22 protein-coding genes and 5 pseudogenes are annotated in these 21347 nt (G+C 43.8%); 13 read left to right on the forward strand and 14 right to left on the reverse strand.

What is annotated here, in order from left to right; translation table 11 throughout:
- Window positions 1-79: 79 nt before the first annotated feature.
- The 4 genes and pseudogenes from AAW31_RS19555 to AAW31_RS23855 form a co-directional block, all read right to left on the reverse strand.
- Window positions 80-1138: pseudogene (locus AAW31_RS19555) on the reverse strand (IS701 family transposase).
- 346 nt (window positions 1139-1484) lie between these two features.
- Window positions 1485-1772, reverse strand: a complete 288-nt coding sequence (locus tag AAW31_RS04530; RefSeq protein ID WP_052752075.1) for a type II toxin-antitoxin system HicB family antitoxin — start codon at window positions 1770-1772, stop codon at window positions 1485-1487.
- Window positions 1773-2106: 334 nt separating this feature from the next.
- Window positions 2107-2310, reverse strand: coding sequence for a hypothetical protein (locus tag AAW31_RS23850; RefSeq protein ID WP_456152323.1), 204 nt, complete (start codon window positions 2308-2310; stop codon window positions 2107-2109).
- 244 nt (window positions 2311-2554) lie between these two features.
- A complete protein-coding gene (locus AAW31_RS23855; protein WP_200899710.1) occupies window positions 2555-2872 on the reverse strand; it encodes a hypothetical protein in 318 nt (105 codons plus the stop codon).
- A 960-nt stretch (window positions 2873-3832) separates the two neighbouring features.
- Here AAW31_RS23855 and AAW31_RS04545 point away from each other — a divergent pair.
- Window positions 3833-4297 carry a PA2169 family four-helix-bundle protein gene (locus AAW31_RS04545; RefSeq protein ID WP_046849335.1) on the forward strand — a complete coding sequence of 155 codons (465 nt, stop codon included), beginning with the start codon at window positions 3833-3835 and terminating at the stop codon, window positions 4295-4297.
- A gap of 217 nt (window positions 4298-4514) precedes the next feature.
- Here AAW31_RS04545 and AAW31_RS04550 read toward each other — a convergent pair whose 3' ends face one another.
- Window positions 4515-4742: a hypothetical protein gene (locus AAW31_RS04550; protein WP_046849336.1), complete on the reverse strand. Its 228-nt coding sequence runs from the start codon at window positions 4740-4742 to the stop codon at window positions 4515-4517.
- A gap of 188 nt (window positions 4743-4930) precedes the next feature.
- Between AAW31_RS04550 and AAW31_RS04555 the strand changes: the two genes are divergently transcribed.
- Window positions 4931-5131, forward strand: a complete 201-nt coding sequence (locus AAW31_RS04555; RefSeq protein ID WP_144412847.1) for a transposase family protein — start codon at window positions 4931-4933, stop codon at window positions 5129-5131.
- Window positions 5132-5151: 20 nt separating this feature from the next.
- Here the strand turns inward: AAW31_RS04555 and AAW31_RS23390 are convergent, their stop codons facing one another.
- Together AAW31_RS23390 and AAW31_RS21745 are read right to left on the reverse strand one after the other, a co-directional pair.
- Window positions 5152-5292 carry a transposase gene (locus tag AAW31_RS23390; RefSeq protein WP_200899706.1) on the reverse strand — a complete coding sequence of 47 codons (141 nt, stop codon included), beginning with the start codon at window positions 5290-5292 and terminating at the stop codon, window positions 5152-5154.
- Between the two features lie 328 nt (window positions 5293-5620).
- Window positions 5621-5893: a hypothetical protein gene (locus tag AAW31_RS21745; RefSeq protein WP_200899707.1), complete on the reverse strand. Its 273-nt coding sequence runs from the start codon at window positions 5891-5893 to the stop codon at window positions 5621-5623.
- Window positions 5894-7319: 1426 nt separating this feature from the next.
- Between AAW31_RS21745 and AAW31_RS21755 the strand changes: the two are divergent.
- The 3 genes and pseudogenes from AAW31_RS21755 (at window position 7320) to AAW31_RS21765 (ending at window position 9639) form a co-directional block, all read left to right on the forward strand.
- Window positions 7320-8188: pseudogene (locus AAW31_RS21755) on the forward strand (ISAzo13 family transposase).
- Between the two features lie 685 nt (window positions 8189-8873).
- A complete protein-coding gene (locus AAW31_RS21760) occupies window positions 8874-9191 on the forward strand; it encodes a hypothetical protein (protein ID WP_200899710.1) in 318 nt (105 codons plus the stop codon).
- A 244-nt stretch (window positions 9192-9435) separates the two neighbouring features.
- Window positions 9436-9639, forward strand: coding sequence for a hypothetical protein (locus AAW31_RS21765; protein WP_200899711.1), 204 nt, complete (start codon window positions 9436-9438; stop codon window positions 9637-9639).
- A gap of 177 nt (window positions 9640-9816) precedes the next feature.
- Here AAW31_RS21765 and AAW31_RS18735 read toward each other — a convergent pair whose 3' ends face one another.
- From AAW31_RS18735 to AAW31_RS19570, 5 genes and pseudogenes are all read right to left on the reverse strand, one after another.
- Window positions 9817-10707, reverse strand: a complete 891-nt coding sequence (locus tag AAW31_RS18735) for a transposase (protein ID WP_052752077.1) — start codon at window positions 10705-10707, stop codon at window positions 9817-9819.
- A gap of 151 nt (window positions 10708-10858) precedes the next feature.
- Entirely contained in the window at window positions 10859-11296 is a 438-nt protein-coding gene (locus AAW31_RS04590) for an SRPBCC family protein (RefSeq protein ID WP_046849338.1), read from the reverse strand.
- Between the two features lie 374 nt (window positions 11297-11670).
- A complete protein-coding gene (locus AAW31_RS04595) occupies window positions 11671-13002 on the reverse strand; it encodes an IS110 family RNA-guided transposase (protein WP_046849339.1) in 1332 nt (443 codons plus the stop codon).
- Between the two features lie 390 nt (window positions 13003-13392).
- Window positions 13393-14454 carry an IS5 family transposase gene (locus tag AAW31_RS04600; protein ID WP_046849340.1) on the reverse strand — a complete coding sequence of 354 codons (1062 nt, stop codon included), beginning with the start codon at window positions 14452-14454 and terminating at the stop codon, window positions 13393-13395.
- 177 nt (window positions 14455-14631) lie between these two features.
- A pseudogene (locus AAW31_RS19570) lies at window positions 14632-15423 on the reverse strand (IS5 family transposase).
- Between the two features lie 127 nt (window positions 15424-15550).
- Here AAW31_RS19570 and AAW31_RS04605 point away from each other — a divergent pair.
- From AAW31_RS04605 to AAW31_RS04630, 6 genes and pseudogenes are all read left to right on the forward strand, one after another.
- Complete coding sequence (locus AAW31_RS04605; RefSeq protein WP_200899712.1) at window positions 15551-16027, forward strand: transposase; 477 nt, start codon at window positions 15551-15553, stop codon at window positions 16025-16027.
- A 385-nt stretch (window positions 16028-16412) separates the two neighbouring features.
- Window positions 16413-16928: pseudogene (locus AAW31_RS04610) on the forward strand (helix-turn-helix domain-containing protein); the annotation flags it as partial.
- Window positions 16929-16989: 61 nt separating this feature from the next.
- On the forward strand, window positions 16990-17349 hold the full coding sequence (locus tag AAW31_RS04615; RefSeq protein WP_046849341.1) for an IS630 transposase-related protein: 360 nt from the start codon (window positions 16990-16992) through the stop codon (window positions 17347-17349).
- On the forward strand, window positions 17345-17815 hold the full coding sequence (locus tag AAW31_RS04620; RefSeq protein WP_144412830.1) for a transposase: 471 nt from the start codon (window positions 17345-17347) through the stop codon (window positions 17813-17815). The genes AAW31_RS04615 and AAW31_RS04620 overlap by 5 nt, the downstream gene beginning before the upstream one ends.
- A 33-nt stretch (window positions 17816-17848) precedes the next feature.
- Entirely contained in the window at window positions 17849-18673 is an 825-nt protein-coding gene (locus AAW31_RS19575) for an IS630 family transposase (protein ID WP_046849342.1), read from the forward strand.
- A 23-nt stretch (window positions 18674-18696) separates the two neighbouring features.
- Window positions 18697-19413 (forward strand): annotated as a pseudogene (locus AAW31_RS04630) (ISL3 family transposase); the annotation flags it as partial.
- On the opposite strand, the gene AAW31_RS21150 reads toward AAW31_RS04630, so the two are convergent.
- Window positions 19392-19535, reverse strand: a complete 144-nt coding sequence (locus AAW31_RS21150) for a hypothetical protein (protein ID WP_158441385.1) — start codon at window positions 19533-19535, stop codon at window positions 19392-19394. The pseudogene AAW31_RS04630 and the gene AAW31_RS21150 overlap by 22 nt on opposite strands.
- A 302-nt stretch (window positions 19536-19837) precedes the next feature.
- Here AAW31_RS21150 and AAW31_RS21770 point away from each other — a divergent pair, with 302 nt between their 5' ends.
- Window positions 19838-20086, forward strand: coding sequence for a hypothetical protein (locus AAW31_RS21770; protein ID WP_046849343.1), 249 nt, complete (start codon window positions 19838-19840; stop codon window positions 20084-20086).
- A 21-nt stretch (window positions 20087-20107) separates the two neighbouring features.
- Window positions 20108-20728: a transposase gene (locus tag AAW31_RS04640; RefSeq protein WP_046849344.1), complete on the forward strand. Its 621-nt coding sequence runs from the start codon at window positions 20108-20110 to the stop codon at window positions 20726-20728.
- Between the two features lie 14 nt (window positions 20729-20742).
- Here AAW31_RS04640 and AAW31_RS18745 read toward each other — a convergent pair whose 3' ends face one another.
- Window positions 20743-21324 carry a deoxynucleotide monophosphate kinase family protein gene (locus AAW31_RS18745; RefSeq protein WP_052752078.1) on the reverse strand — a complete coding sequence of 194 codons (582 nt, stop codon included), beginning with the start codon at window positions 21322-21324 and terminating at the stop codon, window positions 20743-20745.
- Window positions 21325-21347 lie beyond the last annotated feature (23 nt).

The raw sequence follows: 21347 nt of genomic DNA on the forward strand, positions 1-21347 counted from the left end.
ATTCAGGTGATGGTTATCTGCAGATCACGAATATTTATCAAGATATATAGTTTACAGCGAAGTATTTACTTCACTAATGTTACGCGATCTTCATTTTTTGCAATTCAGCATAGGCTATCTGATTGGCTTTAATGAAAAGTTTTGCTCGCAATGCAAAATGATTGGCCTTGTGTTTGATCTTCAAGCATTCCAGCTTGAACACGGCATAGACGGCAATGAAAACAGGGTTATTCTGCGTGGTTACCGTACGGGTTGGCGATTTCGCCAATCCCGCATTGGATTTCAGAGACTTATGAAATTCTTCAACTTTCCACCGTTCCTGGTAGATCGTTACAACATCTTCGCCATCGCACGTCAAATCACTGCACACCAGATTCAACCAACCGGTGCTGCCGTCTTTGTTTGTAAAGATTTGCCGCACTAACAGCACTTCCTGTTCGAAGCCCCTCAGCCAGCCGCGCACCGCTTGCTTATCCGCTAAGTCCAGTTCACTGATCCGTACAAAGCGCCCTTGTTTCTTGTCTTCCCGGCTGAGCGCCACCAGACGAATGTCTTTTAATGCAGCAATAAAGAGCTTCTTTTGCTTCAAAATCAATTCAAAGTTTTCCTGCGACGCAAACCAGCTATCCATCAGGACATAACGGAACTTTATCGCATTCAGCACACAGGTATTCAGCCTCTCCCGCATCAGTTCATTTTTGAGTCGCCACGCTGGCACGCTTGGCTTGCCGTGTCGTTACATCATAAAACTGAATCGGTTTGTGGATCACTCTAAAGGCGACCGGTACTGATACTTCACCATTGTAATACCAGGGCATTGAGCACGTTAATGCCTTTTACCGCTCGTCCTTTGCTATGATCATAATGCCAGCACATGGTCTCGTTCTCATCCGTCCATTCTTTCTCTTGAATCGTGTCATCAAAAATCAGACAACCGGCCTCGCGCTCAACTTGTCGCACGGTCGATTTAACCTGCCGCCATAAGTCTTTCGAGGTGTAATTCTTCCTCCGATAAAAAACGCATCATCTGGTCATGACTGATTTCGCCAGCCAGCATTGCCGATAAGCCTGTCGCTGTTGCATAACCGTTGTTGCTGATCAGATAATCAGTATATAGCTCAAGCTTTTCTTTTTTCATGACTAAAATGATAAGCTTTTTTTCGGCGGCCTGCGTAATATCAGTTACTTCAATACAAAGCACCAACAGATCCAGATCAGCATCGATGGTAAGAGTTACTACTATAATTATATTTTTGTTTTATGACTTTGGCGGACAGTTAAGTACGAGCTTTTATATATCAAAGAGTTCAATGACCTGAAGGAGGTAAAGAAAAATCTAATCACATGGTTTGATTGCTAAGGCAGATAATTTATAAATTGATTACTCAGGGTTTTCCTAGGAATTCTGTGGAGGCTTCTACATCAATACTGCGAAGCATTAGCAACACTCTCTAGTTCAACTACTCTGTACAATCAGTTCTGACCTAGCCCACCTTATCAGATAATTTTGTCAGATCAATTGTAACGGTCGCCCATGCCCATCCAATGTATTCAAGATTGGCCTGGTGCGTAATAATCGTTTTTGGCTCTGGTATGATGGTGCCACCATCATCAATAATGATTTCTAGCCAAAGCTCTATGGCTTCCTTGGCATTAACAATCGCTTCATCAATAGTATCCCCTGCTGAAAAACATCCGGGAAGGTCGGGCACGACCATGCTAAAAGCGTGTTTATCATCATTACTTAGTCCAATAGCAATGGTGTTTTTCATAAATCCCTTCTACTTAAGTCCAACTTTTTCTAGTTATTTAACTGATGTTACGCAGCCTTTAACTTTTGCAACTCCGCATAAGCCTGTTGGGTTGCCTTAATAGATAGCTTCGCCCGCAGGGCGAAATGGTTGGCCTTATGCTTGATCTTCAAATATTCCAGCTTAAATACGGCGTAAATGGACATGAACACGTGGTTACATTGCGTGGTTACCCCGTCCGGGTCGGCGGCTTTGCTAGCGCCGCATTGGATTTCAACGACTTGTGAAACGCTTCGACTTTCCACCGTTTTTGGTAGATCGCCGCTATTTGTCCACCTTCGCAGAAAAAGCTACTCTAAACCAGAATCAACGTGCCTGTGCTGCCGTCCTTGTTGGTAAAGACCCGCCGTACCAAAAGCACTTCCTGATCGAAGCCTTTCAGCCAGCCGCGCACTGCCTGCCGATCCGATAACGCCAGTTCGCTTACCTTGACGAAATGGCCTTGTTGTTTATCTTCCAGCGTCAGTGCTACCTGCCGGTTATCCTTCAACGCCGCCACGAAATGCTTACCTGAACGCAGTACCGCCTCAAAGTTCTCTGTCGCCGCGAACCAGATATCAGCACATAACGAAATTTAAGTGGGTTGTTCACGCATGTCTTGAGCATGTCTCGCAGCAACTCGTTCTTGTTGACCTCACTGGTGCGCTTGATTTGGTGCGTTTTGACGGCGCAATATTGCAACGGCTTGCGAATCATTTCGAAAGCCACCGGGATCGATACCTCATCATTGTAATACAGCGCATTCAAAGGCTAATGCCCCTGACTGTCTGCCCTTTGCAAGGGTCATAATGCCAGCAAACAACCTCGTTCTCGTCTGTCCACGCTTTCTGCTGCACCGACTCATCAAAAATCAGATAGCCTTCCTCCTGCTCGATTTGCCGCACTACTGACTTCACTTCCCGCCACAAGTCCCTGGATGTGTATTTTCGTTCCGACAAAAACCGTGTCACTTGATCATGACTCATCTCCCCGTCTAACATGGCCGATAATTCGGTCGCCCTCGCGTAGCCGGTAGTGCTGATCAAATAATCCGTGTATAAATCTAAATATTTTGCTTTCATGCCAGGAATGATACATTATCAATGTGGGGCTGCGTAACATCAGTTAGGTAGTATGCCTGGTGCTAAGTCCTTAGAACTTAATCAATATTATGTTCATCCGCAAAATCAGTTTTGGCGTTTTATGGTGATATTTTCGGCGCATCACCATCTATGCCTTATGAAAAGCGCATTAAAGTCCTAAAGCAGAAGGGTATTGCCGTTTGGGGTGTTTCAAAAGCATGCAGCCGCTACGGTAGTATGGACGCTGATATTACTCGGTCGTTAATGACTTTGAGCGTTTTTATCAGGATAATCCTTCGATCAAACTGGTTATTTTTGATAGCAGTTTAGCAGAAAACTTTTACGAGCGTTTGGTTCAACCAACCTTGTCCAAAAAGTTAATCTACCGTCGTGTCCCTTCTCCAAGTCCTGCTCATGCGCGAATGAATTATAAAGCTAAACGAATTTTATGGACGGAAGCATTATCCGATAGGATTGTATAAAGAAATTCTTTTAAAAAATAGGTAGTAACATAAAAAGTGTTCATAAATCGCAAGATGCGATGTGTTCACTATAGAAATAAGGGTTATGAAAAGATTCACATTTTTAGAATCTCTAATACAAATTAGAGTGCTGTTTCCTCATACCTATTAACTCTTCTATATTTCGTGAATAATAAATTATCGGCACTTATATCCTGTTTTAATTGCTCCTCCAAGGGCTTAGAGCATTCGATAATTTTCATTTTAGCGCTCAACGCGTGCGAAGAAGACGAGTTCGTGGTGCCGTTTGCTCACCCTTTATTTGTATTATGCTTATTATTTTTAAACATAACTAAATATATGAGGTCAATTTTATTAATGCAAATAAAGAAGAGTTTTCCATTTAAAAATACCAAGCAGTCAGCGCAGGAATAATAGCCTTGAATCATAAACCAACTCAGGTTTTGCTTTATGTAAGCCTTTATTTTTGGAGGATGAGATGAATAATACAGAAATTGCAACTTTATTAAATGGACTTGTCGAAATTTCGCGCGATCGCGCAGACAGTTTTAAAACATGTGCAAACAATGTGAGTGACCCTGCCTTGAAATTATTCTTCGTGGATCGTGCGCAAAGTTGTGAAGAAGCCGTTAAAGCTTTAAGTGTCGAGGTAATACATTATAGCGGTAACCCAGATGCAAGTAGATCTACTGAAGAGGGCTTGCTCCGTATTCTAACTAACCTTAAGACGGTGTTTACCAAGAAAAATAATCTCGCGGTACTGGAGGAATGTGAGATGGGTGAAGCTGCGGCAGTTATGGCCTATGAAAATGCGCTGAGGCAAGAAATACCTGACAGTCTTCGTGCGCTTCTAGAGCGACTATATGAAGGAGTTAAAAGAAATCACGAGCATGTTGTGCGCCAACTGAGAGACGAAGCAAGAAATAATCCAAACCTTGCTTGATCCTTGTTACATATCTCTATTTAATCATTTTTAGAAATAATCTTAATAAAAAACCGAAATGTAATCTCATCCTTGCGACTTAACCCGCTTTATGCTGCTAAAATCTTTGTAGAAATACCATACACAAAATACAGAACCTCTTATTTTGAATGACTCCATGATGTGCCATAAAATAAATTTATCTTTATAAGATAATGAATAAATTAATAAAATCTATTTATTTCTTCTGATTATTAATCCCATTTATGAGCAATTTTGCTCCAAAAGGTACTAGAGATTTCATCACACTTATAGCTTCTTTTTGTAATGTTGTAGATATGCTTGAACCTTTGGCCAGCTTATTAAGTTCTGCCGCAATCAGAAAAAAAAGTTCATCCGGGAATTGCGTACGTAGCAGCTTAAAGAGATGATAGAAAAGTAAGGCAAGATAGATTGAAATAACCACTATTTTCTACTCATGGGGTTATATCAAAATGTCGACGAGTTTGCTCTATCACGCTTTTGGCATAATTGATTATTTTTATCAAAGCACCCGTTATATTGCGAACGCTATTGTAGTTGCGGTAAGAGAGGATCAGTGGCATCCCAAATGCCCCGTTTGCCGAAATCGCAACGTTATTGTGTCGAGGAAAAGTGATCCGCCGCTTTCGAATGATACCGATAGGTCAAAAGGCTGTTTATATTGATCTTCCAGTCCAGCAGGTAGAATGGGCCAAGTGCCAGACAGTACGCCAGGTAAAGGTACCGTTTGCCGATGAACGTAAAGGTTATACCCGTGCGTTTGAAAGATTGGTACTGGAATTCTCCCGGTATATGACCATTCATGGGATATAGCCGATCCTATATAAAATAGTTCAAATTTCATAAACGGCAAAGAGCTGCTCGATGGAACATCCTTCCCTTTTTCTAATGGCTTTGGCCTGGGCCCATTTTGGTTCAATGTCATTTAAGCCTGGGGAATAAGGCGGCAGATATTCAAGTGTATGCCCGGGCATTGGCAATAGCGGTTTGGATATCCAGCCGTTTATGAAAGGTTGCGTTGTCCATGACAATCACGCAAGCGGGCAGAAGTTTAGGCAAAAGGTCCTGCGTCACTCACGCATAGAAAATATCGGCGGTAACATTGGCTATGAATAGGCTTATGGTCAGGAGCGTCTTCCCGATCAGGGCGCCAATGACATTAGTTCGGCCAGTTGCATAGCCAATACAATGACGCGGCCTTCGCGCTCATAGCCTTTAACTTTTTGCTGAAAGATACGTCGCTCTTCTTCGCTGGCTTTGGGATGGCGCAGGCTTTTTTTTTATAAGCCACGCCCAGACGCTTTAAAACGTGATTAATGCCTTGCTTGCTGACTCCCAGACGCTTGGCGCTCGTACTGATACGCGTCCGGATAATTCTTGACGTCCTGCGCCAACATTTCCATGTTGATCCTGGTGGCAGGCTTGTTGCGGGTGGATCCTGGGATCAGGAGTCTTGATCCAACGCGTCACACTGGCCACACCTACGCAAAAACGCTTGGCCACTTGCGCGATAGTAAGATTCTCCTTCTCTCGAACGGATAATACTTTACGACGAAATGATATCGGATAGGCCATCCGTAAATTATAATCAATTTATAGGGTGTATTCTATATAGCAAAATCAGTTAATAATGATTTAAAGAGTATTCTCATTGTCTTACCGAACACAAATGGAAGCAGACCAAAGCACTGGGTAGACAACAAAACAAAAAACCATCGATATATTCTTCAAATTCTAAACCTTACTAATCATTATTAACTGGTTAGGCTATATAAAAAAAGACCAATACTAGAATTAATATTGGTCTTGTCAGAGTTTAAGTTAACTTAGGCTACACAACTAAGGCAACTTAGGTTACAGCTCTAGGAGAAGAGCATCCTTATTTTTGAAAATGCTACTAACTGTAGCAATTATCAAATATCCCATAAAGTAATAATGTGCTAGTAGACATATCTACCCATAAAAGCAAATCCATTGAAGCTAGAGCACCAAGTAAAACAAGACCAAGAATTATTGCTGCGCTACTGCTAACCTGGTTCCTTCTAATTTATAACTCTCCAATAAATTAATTTTAAAAATATTATCGAAAATATAAACTTCACAAAATTTTCCCAGTATTTTAACAAAAACTTTACAAATTAGAAGCAAAACTTCACAAAAAGTTCACATTTTATTCACAAATAATTTACATAGAGTCTACTCAAAAAGTATTTCTTGTAATTTCGTGTAAAATTTATTATCCATAATATATTGTTTTCTAAACAATATTATTCATAAAAGTATGCGGTTTAATAAAAATTGATCGAACTCAGGTGAGTTTGAGGTCAAATCAAGTGCAAGGGTTTCTGCATAATTTATTCAAAAACCTTGCACTTAAAAAGTGATTTTTACAATATTCTTAAGTAAAAACTATTCTTTATACTTTCTGAGTAAACTCTACATATATAAAATTGTATTAGAACGGCTTAAATTTGAGCTCAATATTTCAGTGTTTTAATTGTTGTTTAGGTATTGCATGATTAAACAGATTTCACATCCTGCTGAGAAATAATGGAAGTGACCTTTATTGACGTCGTTATATTTTATCAAAATACACTTAGGAACAAGGATTCAATAACTCCAGAGCTTTGAGTTGTAAATTAAGTTGCCGCTGATAGAGTATTTCGGTTATGTTCTGACAATGAAGATAACCACCTATGCCCCGGAAGTCGAAGCGCAAATGCGCAATTTTTATCACAGCTTATCGGAAAAAGACCGCCGCCGCTATGCTGCCGTTGAGGCGGCAAAGCTGGGTCACGGAGGGATCACCTACCTTTGTCAGGTATTACACTGCGATGAAGGCACCGTTAGCCGTGGCCTGAAAGAGTTAAAGATGCCGTTGCTTGAAAAGGAGAAACGTATTCGGCAAGCAGGAGGTGGGCGAAAGTCAGTTGTGGAGACGATGGCAGGGCTGGATGAAGCTTTTTTAGAGATGTTAAAAAATCATACTGCCGGCTCACCAATGGATGAATCCGTAAAGTGGTCAAATTTGAGCCGCAACGAAATGGCTGAGAAGCTAAAACAGTGCGGATTTAGCGTGAGTGTGACCGTTATTGATCAATTGCTCGACAAACATCATTTTCGCCGCCGTCAAGCCTTCAAGGTTGAAGCCGGGAAAAAGAACCTGCCGCATCGGGACGAGCAGTTCAAAAATATCGAGCGCCTCAAAGAAGAGTACCGGGTCCAGGGTAATCCGGTGATGAGTATGGACGTTAAAAAAAAGAATTGATCGGTAATTTTTATCGCCCCGGAAAGCTCTATACCACTGAGGTCGTGCGGGTCAATGATCATGATTTTGCATCCCTGGCAGACAGTAAAATTGTGCCTCATGGGCTGTATGACATCCATCGCAAAAGCGGCTATATCGTATTAGGCACGAGCCATGATACCTCTGAATTCGCTTGCGCCTGTATCCGGCACTGGTGGTTGAACTATGGTCAACTGGACTATCCAAAGGCGACGAGTATTTTATTGCTCTGCGACTGTGGAGGCAGCAATAATGCACGCCACGCTATCTTTAAAGAGGAGTTACAGAAATTGGCAGATGAATTGGCTATTGAGATTCGTATCGCTCACTATCCCCCGTACACGTCAAAATATAATCCCATAGAGCATCGATTATTTCCTCATATCACCAAAGCTTGTAGTGGAGTTATTTTTACCAGTGTCGAGCGGGTCAAAGCAGTCATGAGTAAAGCAAAAACTTCTCAGGGACTAAAGGTTTTTATCTCAATTATGGATAGGGTATTTGAAACTGGGCGCAAAGTGGCGGATGGCTTTAAAGAAAATATCACCATTGAGTTTGACCCGTTTTTACCGAAATGGAATTAGGTTGCAATTCCATCTGCTTGCATAATTTCTGCAGTTATTAAATCCTGATTCCTTAGAAGAGAGCATCATAATAAGTACGAGAAAATGTATCATGTATGTTCTATTGCCGTCTTATTCTGATCTGACAATTTTATTAACCTTGGCCAACGGTCATGTATCCAATGATACTGGGATGGAGTCTCTTCGGTGACAATATAGAGACCTTGTGCTCGTCATTTCTCTCGGCAAGTAGAGCCTGAATTAACATCCCTGATTCGAGTTTTATCCAGTAGAATTGCTTATCGTGATTTTTTTCTAAAAACCTATCTGCCGGAATTAATACTGGTCGGGGATGTCATGGTTTCCATTTTCCCGCTTTGATTGAATCAAGCCTTGCCCAACCACCGTTGGGAAATTTCCCTGGCCCTTCATTTTGACGTTTACCCCATAACACCCAGATTACTCCGCCATATCGTAGCATTACTGGCAGTTTGGCAATTGGGTGAAGGAAAATAGATTTTCTAATTCCGATATTGGATACCGCCACACATGAAGGAATTATAGCGGGTATGAATATTGTATGAGAATGGATAACTGGAATTGGTATGCTAATCATAATGGAATTAATTATCCAGTAGCGATTATACGTAAAGTAATTATTACCTGATGTTACGCAGCCCCACACTGATAACGTATCATTCCTGGCATGAAAGCAAAGTATTTAGATTTATACACGGATTATTTGATCAGCACTACCGGCTACGCGAGGGCGACCGAATTATCGGCCATGTTAGACGGGGAGATGAGTCATGATCAAGTGACACGGTTTTTGTCGGAACGAAAATACACATCCAGGGACTTGTGGCGGGAAGTGAAGTCAGTAGTGCGGCAAATCGAGCAGGAGGAAGGCTATCTGATTTTTGATGAGTCGGTGCAGCAGAAAGCGTGGACAGACGAGAACGAGGTTGTTTGCTGGCATTATGACCCTTGCAAAGGGCAGACAGTCAGGGGCATTAGCCTTTGAATGCGCTGTATTACAATGATGAGGTATCGATCCCGGTGGCTTTCGAAATGATTCGCAAGCCGTTGCAATATTGCGCCGTCAAAACGCACCAAATCAAGCGCACCAGTGAGGTCAACAAGAACGAGTTGCTGCGAGACATGCTCAAGACATGCGTGAACAACCCACTTAAATTTCGTTATGTGCTGATATCTGGTTCGCGGCGACAGAGAACTTTGAGGCGGTACTGCGTTCAGGTAAGCATTTCGTGGCGGCGTTGAAGGATAACCGGCAGGTAGCGCTGACGCTGGAAGACAAACAACAAGGTCATTTCGTCAAGGTAAGCGAACTGACGTTATTGGATCGGCAGGCAGTGCGCGGCTGGCTGAAAGGCTTCGATCAGGAAGTGCTTTTGGTACGGCGGGTCTTTACCAACAAGGACGGCAGCACAGGCACGTTGAATCTGGTTTAGAGTAGCCTCTTCTGCGAAGATGGACAAGTAGCGGCGATCTACCAAAAACGGTGGAAAGTCGAAGCGTTTCACAAGTCGTTGAAATCCAATGCGGCGCTGGCAAAGCCGCCGACTCGGACGGCAACCACGCAATGTAACCACGTGTTCATATCCATTTACGCCGTATTTAAATGCGAATTAAGATCTAACTCTCAAAAAATTCCAAAAAAACAGAGCCGCAGCCAGCTTTCCAAAGACATGCACCATCAGTCCCTTATAAGAACGAACTTTGCTGGCACATTCAATGCCTGTTTTTTCTTCAATCCAGGCAAATAAGGCTTCAATCGGTTGCCGAACGCGAGATATCGCTGTAGACAACCATTGATCCTGTGGTTCCAGATGGTGTTGCCCTGTTTGTTTTTTAACCGGTGTCAGGACAGTCAGATTCTGGGCTTGCCTGACCTCTTCGGCGTCTGGCCGTTGATAAGCTTTATCCCCATACAGTTCGTTGTTGTGCAATTGTGGCCGAATCTGATCAAATATCTTGCCATCATGATCGCTGGCGCCAGTCACACCGATATACTCAGGGATCGGCAATGAGCCTGGTTGGCGGCTTCCTATGATATGAACCCGCACACCATGATAGTACAACTTCCTGGTTGAGCAGTAGCCTGAATCCGCCAACTCTTTCGCTACACACGCGTTAAACCGATGGCCTTGCCTGGCTAATATCACCGGAAATGAATCGATCAACCAAGCTTGCCCTAAGTTCTTGACTTCCTGTTCCTGCTGAATTAGTGCCAATAAGGGCGCAAACACATCAACCACCTGATTCAAGCGCTGAACATAAGCCACATAACCAGGAAGTCGTGGAAACCAATCGCGTAAGTGGCGATCCGCATATTCGTAAATACCTTTGATTTCTCTATGCTTGTCCATTACACCGAACAGGAAGAGAGTAAGGACCTCTTCGTCACTAAAGCTTAAATCCGCGTAATTACTCATTCTTTGACTATGAATCCAAAGATTTTGCTGATAATGCTTGCAAACATGGAGATAAATCGTTATTAATCGGTTTTGCCAGTTCATTGGTTACTTTGATTGATTGAGGTTGGGTAGTGTCTTCCTCAATAGTTTAACGTTATTGATGAACTGGCTTCTATTTCAGCTCTTAATTCGCATTGTAGAAAAATATTTCACAATGCTGCCAAGTTTATGCTGTGGCCAAATACATGTTTACTTAGGAAGACATAGAATTGAATTGAGCAGCGAGATCTTCTAACAATTTTATATACATATCGTTCATAAATTTTATGGCCTCTGTTTCATTTGATTCCCATCTGCCGCTCCATTCCACAAATGTTTTTCCCTCTGAAGTAATCGGTAATAGATGTAGATCACCTACATAGTTACGAATGTTTTCTGGAGAAATAGGAGGAGGTGCATTATCAATGGAATAGGTAATACGATGATCTAATGAACTATAAGCAATTAATGTATCTAAGAAACTCCCGTTCAAAAGCCGCTTTGCACCGACAGATGTTCCTCCCATGCTTCCCACGTTCTCACACTGCTTTATGATAGATGGTGCCCACGAGAAATCATGAAAATCTGAGATACGCTTCCATACCACCTCAATGGGTGCGTTAATAACAATAGAGTTATAGACACTAGGCATTATAAAAGTCCATCCCATTTCATGTAATAATTGGATGATATATCACTTTGCCAAGAATAATTCAGGCTCGTTCTATATAAATGATATGCGTACCGGTTTGATCATAATATCAAGTTACGATGGGTAATGTTTTTATCTTTGCTTTCTATTTCATACTTTCATTTTACCAAATGATAAACTTAATATTTGGGAGTACATATCACGTTTTGTTATTTCCTGTATTAAATAGAAACTTCTACTTTCTATAATTTATATCTTTTTTATTACTTTCTTCCATTATTAAGAGGTTATTTCTTATCTAGTGCGAAAGAGAGCTGGTCTAAAGGGCACCTCTTTCAAGAAACAAATGTAACACAATGGTTTTACAGCAAATATTAAGTAGCCTCAGGAACAGGGGTAAGATTAAACCCCAGCTTCCGAGCGCGAACAGTCAGATGATGCAACACGCGTTGACGATATCGCTCCTCATAGTACTCCTGCCCTTTATCGACGTACTCGGTTCCTTTCGTTAGCATCGTGTAGATCAAGCGCGCCAGTTTGTGTGCTGTCGCTGTGATTGCCTTTGCCTTGTCGAGTCTGCCACATAATCTTCTGTAATAGGCACCCAGTGCAGACTGGCTGGATTTCAATGAAACTGCCGCCATGCGCAGTGCCTGAGCCGCACGGTTCGCTGTGCGCTTGCTTGCCCCCGATAGCACTTTTCCGCCCGATATCTTTGTTCCAGGACACAACCCAAGCCACGAGGCAAACTGCTTCGCACTCTTGAACCTGCTCATGTCAGCGCCCACTTCACTCAGGACTTTCATCGCAGTCATCACTTCGATGCCGTCAATTCGCGTCAAATCAACCCCACACATGCCAATCAGATGGGCACGCAAATCAAATTTGGGAGCGTTCTTGACATTGGAGCGGCGCTTCTTCTGGCAGATCTCTACCTTGTGCACCTGAAGTGCCGCCAGCATGGTTTCAAGCTGCCGGTCACATTCGGTGAGTCGTTCGCTGTAGGCGTCATAGAGTGACATCGCTTGCTTGAGTGCAAACAGGTGTTCTTCCCGCCAATTCCCGACTAACGATTTCTCAATCTCGTCTTTGCCAGCCCGGATGCGATTGCTCTTGAGATTCGCCAGGATGTGCCCATCTCTCTCACCAGTAATGATGGCACGAACGATCTTTTGACCGGTTTCGCCCACAATATCCGAAATCACGTTCGCCAATTGTATGTTCATTTGCGCCAGAGCCTTTTGCATATGTTGCACATGTCGCGCCTGATAACGGATCAGCATATCGCGTTGACGAGATATGGCTCGTAGTGCACATATCTCATCTTTCGGACGGAATGCGCCAGACATCAACCCAAAGCTCATCAGTTGCTGTAACCATTGGCAGTCCAGTACATCCGACTTCCGGCCAGAAACATTTCTAACGTGCCGCGCATTTACTAGATACACAGTCAGCCCGCGCGACTCCAAAAGTTCATACAGTGGAATCCAGTATACCCCCGTCGATTCCATTGCCACAGTGTCAATTTCACAGGCCTCTAACCAGTCCGCTAAACCATTCAGGTCTGCGGTGAAACTCTTGAATTCCCTTACCGGCTTGTTATCTCGATCCGGCGGTACCGCCACAAAATGGCTCGCAGAGCCAATATCAATCCCCGCTGCATTCGGATGGATTAACTCCAATTTACTTTGCTTGAACTTTGCCATGACATCCTCCATTATCTCTATTGGAATGTCGCGCTGGTTCAGGTACGTCGTTGTACTCACTCTTTCAAACGGGATGTCCGTTGCCACGGACTCACCAATGTCGCCGACGTGACCCATGACCACGCTAAAAAACGGGCGGATTAGCACCAGTGATGTGTCGGTCTTCTCCAGCGCGACATTCCAACTTTACTCCTCAAGCTCTGACGCCGCTTGTTTCTTCTGCGCGCCTTGCCGCCTCTAGCGGATTACTACGCTAAAAATACCTAAAAAAAGCAAATCAATTCAACCAGGAGGGCAATTTCACTTGATTCTCAAAGTTTTTCTGTCCAATAATTAAATTTTTCTAAATTCAAGGTGATTCGGGTTGTTATCTTCTCGTTTTTGCTCCCTTTAAGCCATTTCGGGCGCACTAACCCTATCGAAACTGAAATACCCTTTTCGAATCAGCGTCGCTACACGCTTGATGTTATAGACGAGGTTGAGTAAGCCTATTTGTACTTTTGCTCTCCCATAACCTATGGTACGAATCGTGATTCCGCCCAGTTCATTCGTCATCGAACCAAACACATGCTCGACTCGTGCACGCACCCGTGATTTCTCTTTGTTACTGGATTTTTGTGCTTGCGTGAGGGGATGATTGCGAGCGCCTTTTTCGTGAATCTGACTCGTGTATTTTGAGGTGACCAGACTTTCTTCCTGTGCATTGCTGCGGTATGCTGAGTCCGCATAAATATCTGCGCCTCCCACTTCAGGGGATTGCAGCACTTCTTCCAAAACCTGACTGTCATGAATTTGCGCTGAAGTAACTTCCCATGTGGTTATCAGCTTGGTATCGCGATCCATATTGACGTGATCTTTGTAACCATAAAACGATTCGCTGTTCTTCTTCGTCCAACGCGCATCAATGTCTTTTTGCGCCAGTTTGTGGGGATTCTGTCCCCATTCAATCGGAACGGCATCTTCTTTAATCATCTTGTTTTCTTCACGTGTATTGCGTTGTTTAGGCACACTCACAAAGGTCGCATCAATGATCTGACCTGACTTCAGTTCTACCTCCAACTCTCGTAAACATTCATCGAATCTTGCAAACAGACGATCCATCAGATGGTTCTCTTTCAACTCTTCCCGGAACGACCACATGGTCTTTGCGTCAGGCACTACCCCTGCCAGACCAAGTCCCAAAAACCGCATGAAACTCAACCGGTCCCGGACTTGATACTCCAGCCGATCATCCGACAGATTATTCATTCTTTGTAATACCAGCATTTTGAATAGCATCACCCGATCAAAGGGTTTGCGGCCTGCTTCACTTTTCCGGGGCTTCATCGTTGTCTCTGCAAGAAGATCAGCGAATAGATTCCAATCGATTATGCGATTCAGCTCTTCAAGCGGATCATTTAACTTACTTAGCTGAGCATATCGATTGTCAAGGTCAAAAAAACCGAGTTGCATGGTGAGGACTCATATCGGGGAGCATAATCTCATTATTATACATTTGAAACAACGTGTTATCCTGGACAAATCAAGAAAATACTACTTTCTCCTAACGCGCCTCATTTTATAGCTTGAATTTTTAGAGGTGCCCTAAAATAGTTAGATTCTCTCAGAAACTGTTTGGAAACTCCTGTTTTATGTCAAGCGCCTCAACATAATGCGGGTCATGGCGATGTAAACCCAGGATTCATCCGTCCGGGTGAGGCGCTCATAGCTTTTACTAAGCCTAAGCCTGCGTGAATGGTTCAGCCAGCCAAAAGTACGCTCGACTACTCAGCGACGAGGCAATAGCACAAATTTCCTGGCTTCCCTGGGGCCCAACACCACCTCGAAACAGAATTTAAACCGTTGTGCGACCCAGGCTACTAAACGCCCGCCATAGCCACCATCCACCCAAATACTCCTCAATTTTTTGCATTCTCCCGACAGGTAATGCAACAAGCAGGCGAGCACCGTCACGATCCTGCACACTGGCAGCAGTCACTGCCACCATCAACAGTAACCCCAGTGTGTCTACCAGAATGTGGCGTTTACGACCATGGATCTTCTTACCTGCATCGAAACCACGTTGCCCAGGAACTGCACTACATTTGACGCTTTGACTGTCCAGGCAGCCTGCCGTCGGCGTTTATGTCGGCCACATTTTTCTCGCAAGCGAGAGCGCAATAAATGATGAAGACGTTTCCATGTCCCGTTATAGGACCAGCGGTAGAAATAGTAATAAACTGAGCTCCAGACCAGGAATTCACGAGGCAATTGTCGCCATTGACAACCTGTTTTTAGAACATACAAAATCGCATTTACCACCTGACGCATACTCAACTCTCGTGGCCTTCCCACGGCTGATACTGGCAGATGGGGTTTCAAATAACGCCATGCTCCATCACTCAGGTTGCTCGGATAACGTTCCTTTCGTTTTTTGTTGATTCATGATGTTGCTTACTAATAGCAAAAAGACGCTACATTAACCCAGAATTCACAATTTCCAAACGGTTTCTTAGAGTGATGCACAAACCGATCCAGTTCTGTGATGTAACGACACGGCAAGTCAAGCGTGCCAGCGTGGCGACTCAAAAATGAACTGATGCGACAGATGTTAAATACCTGTGTGCTGAATGCGATAAAGTTTCGTTATATCCTGATGGATAACTGGTTTGCGTCGCAAGAGAACTTTGAATTTATTTTGAAGAAAAAGAAGCACTTTATTGCTGCATTAAAAGACAATCGTCTGGTGGCGCTCAGTCGGGAAGACAAGAAACAAGGGCGCTTTGTACGGATCAGTGAACTGGGTTTAACGGATAAGCAAGCGGTGCGCGGCTGGCTGAGGGGCTTCGAACAGGAAGTGCTGTTAGTGCGGCAAATCTTTACAAACAAAGACGGCAGCACCGGTTGGTTGAATCTGGTGTGCAGTGATTTGACGTGCGATGGCGAATACGCCGCAACAATCTACCAGAAATGGTGGAAAGTTGAAGAATTTCATAAGTCTCCAAAATCCAATGCGGGATTGCGAAATCGCCAACCCGTACGGTAACCACGCAGAACAACCGTGTTTTCATGGCCATCTATGCCGTGTTCAAACTGGAATGCTTGAAGATCAAACACAAGGCCAATCATTTGCATTGCGAGCAAAACTTTTCATTAAAGCCAATCAGATAGCCTATACTGAATTGAAAAAATAAAGATCGCGTAACATCAGTTCCTAAGACCCTTTGGTGGTCGTTATCGAGTATATAACGCATCTATTACGGTACCATCCATTGGAGCCGTCTCGATAGGAAGCCAACTTGTTGTTACATCACCTGTAATCTTGATAGCGTTCACAGGAAATTCTTCAAGACATCCATCTTCTTTCTGAACTATTCCATAAACTAAATTTGGCTCTATATGAATTTTAGTGGGTATGGCATTATTGAATAATGAATAATGGAACCTTGTTTAGTCTGGCTTTAGGCCTTCAGTCTCCTTGGGAAGTTAAAGAAATAAAGTTTGTTCATGCTGAATCAAAGCGAAAAGAGTTACACCTACAGATTGGTTTTGCAGTAGGGACACGATTTGCAGATGAGGCAGGAAATCTTTGTGGTGTTTATGACACAGTGGAGCGGACATGGCAGCACCTTAACTTCTTTGAGCATACTTGTTATTTGCATTGCGCGGTTCCCCGCATTACAACATCGTCAGGTAAGGTAGTTAATGTAGCGGTACCGTGGGCACGTGCCAACAGTGGTTTTACCTTGTTGTTTGAAGCCCTGGCTTTAGCGATGATTGAACGGGAAATGCCGGTCAATCGAGTTGCTGAGCTAATGCAAGTCAATCCACAACGCATCTGGACGATATTCAACCATTGGGTAGGCAAAGCGTTGCGTGCAGATGATCCTTCTGCTATCAGCCAGCTGGGTATCGATGAAACCTCTACGCGCAAAGGGCACAACTATAGCATGTCCCCTATAAATTGATTATATAGCATGTCCCCTATAAATTGATTATAATTTACAGATGACCTATCCGATATTATTTCGCCATAAAGTATTATCCGTTCGTGAGAAGGAGAACCTCTCAATCGCGCAAGTGGCCAAGCGTTTTGGTGTAGGGGTCGCCAGCGTGATGCGTTGGATCAAAACTCCCGATCCCAAGACCACCCGCAACAAACCTGCCACCAGGATCAACATGGAAATGTTGGCGCAGGACATCAAGAATTATCCGGACGCGTATCAGTACGAGCGCGCCAAACGGTTGGGTGTCAGCAAGCAAGGCATTAACCATGCTTTAAAGCGTCTGGGCGTGACTTATAAAAAAAAGCCTGTGTCACCCCAAAGCCAGCGAAAAAGAGCGGCGTATCTTCCAGCAAAAAATTGAAGACTATGAGCGAGCAGGCCGCGTTATCGTCTACCTTGATGAAAGCGGCTTTGCGCACGACATGCCACGCACGCATGGCTATGCGCCAGTGGGTGAGCGCGTCCATGGCGTAAAAGACTGGCATGCACGAGGTCGAACCAATGTGATTGGCGCCCTGATCGGAAAGACGCTGCTGACTATAAGTCTGTTCATCGCCAATATCACCGCTGACATTTTCTATGCGTGGATAACGCAGGACCTGTTGCCTAAACTTTTGCCCGCTTGCGTGATTGTCATGGACAACGCAACCTTTCATAAACGGCAGGATATCCAAACCGCCATTGCCAATGCCGGGCATACACTTGAATACCTGCCGCCTTATTCCCCTGACTTAAATGACATTGAACCCAAATGGGCTCAGGCCAAAGCCATCAGAAAAAAGGAAGGTTGTTCCATCGAGCAGCTCTTTGCCGCTTATGAAATTTAAATCATTTTATATGGGATCTGCTATAATTTACAGATGACCTATCCGATATTATTTCGCCATAAAGTATTATCCGTTCGTGAGAAGGAGAACCTCTCAATCGCGCAAGTGGCCAAGCGTTTTGGTGTAGGGGTCGCCAGCGTGATGCGTTGGATCAAAACTCCCGATCCCAAGACCACCCGCAACAAACCTGCCACCAGGATCAACATGGAAATGCTGGCGCAGGACATCAAGAATTATCCGGACGCGCATCAGTACGAGCGCGCCAAACGGTTGGGTGTCAGCAAGCAAAGCATTAATCATGCTTTAAAGCGTCTGAGTGTGACTTATAAAAAAAGCCTGTGTCACCCCAAAGCCAGCGAAGAAGAGCGGCGTATCTTCCAGCAAAAAATTGAAGACTATGAGCGAGCAGGCCGCGTTATCGTCTACCTTGATAAAAGCGGCTTTGCGCACGACATGCCACGCACGCATGGCTATGCGCCAGTGGGTGAGCGCGTCCATGGCGTAAAAAACTGGCATGCACGAGGTCGAACCAATGTGATTGGCGCTCTCATCGGAAAGACGCTGCTGACCATAAGTCTGTTCATCGCCAATATCACCGCTGACATTTTCTATGCGTGGATAACGCACGACCTGTTGCCTATACTTCTGCCCGCTTGCGTGATTGTCATGGACAACGCAACCTTTCATAAACGGCAGGATATCCAAACCGCCATTGCCAATGCCGGGCATACACTTGAATACCTGCCGCCTTATTCCCCGGACTTAAATGACATTGAACCCAAATGGGCTCAGGCCAAAGCCATCAGAAAAAGGGAAGGTTGTTCCATCGAGCAGCTCTTTGCCGCTTATGAAATTTAAATCATTTTATATGGGATCTGCTATATGTCACGGTGGGAGTTGATATGGAAAGTGAACGTGTGATTTATGTGAATGAAGGAAAAGGCAAACAAGCCGTTCAAGCTATTGGCGAGCATTTGCAAGCAAAAGGGGCTCAGGCAGAGCAAATTCAGCAGGTCAGCATGGATTTATCGCCTGCTTTCATTGCCGGCGTCAAAGATGCTTTCCCCTGTGCACAGATTACCTTCGATCGTTTCCCTATCGTCAAACTGCTCAATCAAGCAATGGATGCAGTGCGCAAAGCTGAACGCAAGGAACACGATGCGCTTAAAGGCCACCAATACACTCTTCTAAAAAACCGCGAATCACTCTCAGAAACACAACAGCAACAATTAACTGACATACTTCGCCTCTACCCTACCTTGGGAGAGGCCTACCGCCTCAAAATACTGTTCAATGATCGATGGAGCATGCCGGATAAGATCAGTGCCCACGCTTTTCTCACGCAGTGGTGCAATGAGGTTAAGCAAGCCGGCATTCCAGCTTTCCAGGCTTTTGCTAATACGGTCACTTCTCACTGGAACGGGATTATTCACTTTGTTGAATCCCGTCTGACCAACGGCATTCTTGAGGGCATCAATAACAAGATTCAGCTTGCCAAACGGCGCGCCAGAGGCTATCGGAATATTAACAACTTCATCAATATGATTTATTTCTTATGTGGAAAACTTCGGTTTACTTACCCACGGTATTTCACATAGAACCCTAAATTTGAACCAAGCTGATCTCTTCCAGCACAGAAGCCCAATAAGCATCCATTTAACATGGCGCCATCTTTTAGTAATTTAACTTTCTTGCTGGCTGTTGAATTTTGTTGATTCATGCGAACGTTGCCTCCACGTTTTTAGCTTTCATGCCAAAAGTATAATAACCGAGAAGTTATCGCAACCATTCAATGTCAAAGCTGACTGTATATAGACCTATTTAGTTGGGTTACCTGGCTCTCTTCTCCTGCATTTGTGGCACAGTAGAGCATTCATGACTCTGCATCTGGCTATGCCGTGTGTCAAGTTCCATTTCTACTACTTTTAAATGCGAATTAAGAGCTGAAATAGAAGCCAGTTCATCAATAACGTTAAACTATTGAGGAAGACACTACCCAACCTCAATCAATCAAAGTAGCCAATGAACTGGCAAAACAGATTAATAACGATTTATCTCTATGTTTGCAAACATTATCAACAGAAGCTTTGGGCTTATAGTCAAAGAATGAGTAATTACGCGGATTTAAGCTTTAGTGACGAAGAAGTCATTACTCTCTTCCTGTTCGGTGTAATGGACAAGCATCGAGAAATCAAAGGTATTTATGAGTATGCGGATCGCCATTTACGCGATTGGTTTCCACGACTTCCAGGTTATGTGGCTTATGTTTAGCGCCTGAATCGAGTAGCCGATGTGTTTGCACCCTTATTAGCACTGATTCAGCAAGAACAGGAAACCGGGAATTCCGGACAAGCTTGGCTGATCGATTCATTTCCAGTAGCGTTGGCCAAGCAGGGTCACCGGTTTAACGCGTGTGTAGCGAAACAGTTGGCGGATTCAGGTTACTGCTCAACCAGGAAATTGTACTATCATGGTGTGCGGGTTCATATCATAGGACGCCGTCAACCAGGCTCATTGCCGATCCCTGAGTACATTGGTGTAACCGGCGCTAGCGACCATGATGGCAAGATATTTGATCAGATTCGGCCACAATTGCACAACAACGAACTGTATGGGGATAAAGCTTATCAACGGCCTGACGCTGAATGCATCAGGCGAGCTCAGAATCTGACCGTCTTGACACCGGTTAAAAAACAAAAAGGGCAGCACCATCTGGAACCACAGGATCAATGGTTATCGACAGCGGTTTCTCGCGTTCGGCAACCGATTGAAGCCTTATTTGCCTGGATTGAAGAAAAAACAGGCATTGAATGTGCCAGCAAAGTTCGTTCTTATAAGGGACTGATGGTGCATGTCTTTGGAAAGCTGGCTGCGGCTCTGTTTTTTTGGAATTTTTTGAGAGTTAGATCTTAATTCGCATTTAAACTTTAGACTACTGCCGCTTCCAAAGAATCCCCAACAGCAATAGCCAGATCATCTAAACTGCCATCATTGTGGATAGTAAGATCAATGTACTTCTGGTCCAGATCTTTCTCTGATTCGTGAGATGATTTAATTTTGAATGGATTGTTTTGTCTTTCGATCCTCCAGATAACACCGCCATTCCTTTTGATCAACTGCGCTTCATTCTCAAACCGAACATCAGAAACGACGATATCAAGAAGAGATTGTGTTTTTAGTTTTGAGTAAGTTTTTATTTTTAACTCAGTAGGTCTAACAAATGCATCAGGATCAATTGATCGAACCCAACCGCTAAATGAAAACTTAACTTCTCGAGGCGTAAGCCCCCCTAGTAATTCATTAGATTTATCCTTTAGCTCTTGATCATAGAAAAGATTGAGATATATTTCATAATCAGGATGACGATCACAAATACCAAGTGATAGAAATATTCTTCTGACAAACTCAGCTTTAAACGTGATCTCTTTATAACCATATTTATCAGAAAGAAACCGCGCTGTTTCACTCTTCCCAGAACCGATTGCGCCGTTTAAACCGATTAATTTCATTCTAAAACCTACCTCATTTTTGA

It is taken from the genome of Nitrosomonas communis, from assembly GCF_001007935.1.
Lineage (GTDB): Bacteria > Pseudomonadota > Gammaproteobacteria > Burkholderiales > Nitrosomonadaceae > Nitrosomonas > Nitrosomonas communis.